Origin of the sequence: uncultured Empedobacter sp., assembly GCF_937930195.1 — a bacterium.
Lineage (GTDB): Bacteria > Bacteroidota > Bacteroidia > Flavobacteriales > Weeksellaceae > Empedobacter > Empedobacter stercoris.
Genome location: NZ_CALGVK010000139.1, coordinates 1 through 1,592, shown reverse-complemented (window position 1 = coordinate 1,592; position 1,592 = coordinate 1). Strand labels below are relative to the sequence as shown.

The 1,592-nt window shown below is 27.1% G+C and carries 4 protein-coding genes; 1 reads left to right on the top strand and 3 read right to left on the bottom strand.

The features are described from left to right. The 3 genes from Q0616_RS08140 to Q0616_RS08130 all read right to left on the bottom strand — a co-directional run. Nucleotides 1–263: GTP-binding protein (locus tag Q0616_RS08140; protein ID WP_298776359.1), on the bottom strand; the 263-nt coding region annotated here is incomplete at its 3' end. Nucleotides 264–283: 20 nt separating this feature from the next. After that, entirely contained in the window at nucleotides 284–631 is a 348-nt protein-coding gene (locus Q0616_RS08135) for a hydrogenase maturation nickel metallochaperone HypA (RefSeq protein WP_280035935.1), read from the bottom strand. Nucleotides 632–748: 117 nt separating this feature from the next. Continuing rightward, a complete protein-coding gene (locus Q0616_RS08130; RefSeq protein WP_298776354.1) occupies nucleotides 749–1,039 on the bottom strand; it encodes a hypothetical protein in 291 nt (96 codons plus the stop codon). Between the two features lie 210 nt (nucleotides 1,040–1,249). Between Q0616_RS08130 and Q0616_RS08125 the strand changes: the two genes are divergently transcribed. After that, nucleotides 1,250–1,592, top strand: a 343-nt coding sequence (locus tag Q0616_RS08125; protein ID WP_298776352.1) for a hypothetical protein, incomplete at its 3' end; no start/stop codon positions are given.

Genomic DNA, 1,592 nt, shown 5'->3' with positions numbered 1-1,592 from the left:
GCATCACGCTCCGTTTCTGGATCACCAACTAAAACAGAAATATTCAATTCTTTACTCAAACGTTTTCCAATTTCTTGTAACAACGTTGTTTTTCCTGATCCTGGAGACGAACAAACATTGATGATACAAACATCTTTCAGACGTTCGCGAATTGCATTTGCAACATAATCGTTGGCTTTTAATAAATGTAAAGTTGTGTTGTCGCATTGAACAGATCCTACTCTATTCCCAAGACTTTTTGGATTTTGTGTATTTGTTGACATAATTGAAATATGTTTAATGATTATTTATTTTTAAAGATGACTTGCGAGATAAAAAGCTCATTTCCTTTGACAATTGTGCTGGATGGTGTTGAACAATCTTCGCAAACAAATTTGTGATAGTTGACTTTGAAATTTTTGTGACATTTTTCGCAATACGCTACAATTTCATTGACCAAAACCTCTAGCTCGATTTCATTATAATTTTGGTTATCAGCTATAAATGCATCAAATGCATTTTGAATTAAAACAGGTTGAACATTTGATAAAAGTCCAGCTGTAATTTGAACTTTTTCTATATCTTCTATCTTCGAATCATAGTGCTCGTTCAACGTATCAAATATGTCTTTGACAATACTTAATTCGTGCATAATTTTTAATTTTTGTGAATAGATTACCTCTTTCTAAACAAAATGAATGCTTAGAAAATAGTTATATATAAGGAAACTTCGTGTTTATCAGATAAATGGTAAACCGTAGATATAATGCTACAAAAGGCAAATTTTATTAGTTGAAGTAAAAAATAAATCAGAAAAAACACGAACACAAATCTGCTGATTAAAATTAAATTTAACATCTGCGTTGATAAATTCATCAAAAGAAAAATCATTCGTTTTAGACTCTTCTATCATTGTGTTGAATATCACTTTCTCTGAATCGTGAAATTTTGAAGTTAGATTTTCGACATTTTTAGGTGCATGATTTTGATTTGTTTTGTTGACATTAACTAACAGAACAAATAAAAGAAGTACAGCTGCTATGTAACTAATCGCTTTCATTTCGAGTGTAAAGGTACTACAACATTCTACCTAAAGGATTATTCAAAATAGAGGATAAATGTTCAAAAACGTTACAAATCAATAAAAATTATGTCGTTTACAAAAACGAATTTAAAATTGTTTGTCGATACATTTTTATTGTTTTACAATAAAAATGTTTTGCAATTCAAAATATTTATATTTAATTTGAAAAATAAATAATTACTAAATATGGAAACTAAATCTAAATTTTATTTAAAATTAATTGGAGTATTACTAATTACTCTTCCTTATATTGATTTCTTTTTTAACAATGGATTAAATGATTTCAAAAGAGGTTTTAATAAAGGTGAAGCCGAAGGAAATTATGAATATTTTAATATCATCCCAAAAAATAGTGATAATAATACTATTTCTATTCCAAGAATAGATGGGAACATTTTAACAAACGAAATTAGCTTAGAAGTATATACTGATAGAAGTTTAGACATTTACCCATTTTATATTTGGGTTTTATATTTACTTTTAGGCGTTGTAATAATTTTTTATTTATTTTCTACAATTCGATTAATTA

Excerpts from the sequence above, each read along its gene's own strand:
- Q0616_RS08135 (WP_280035935.1), bottom strand. The coding sequence starts at position 631 with ATGCACGAATTAAGTATTGTCAAAGACATATTTGATACGTTGAACGAG.
- Q0616_RS08130 (WP_298776354.1), bottom strand. The coding sequence starts at position 1,039 with ATGAAAGCGATTAGTTACATAGCAGCTGTACTTCTTTTATTTGTTCTG.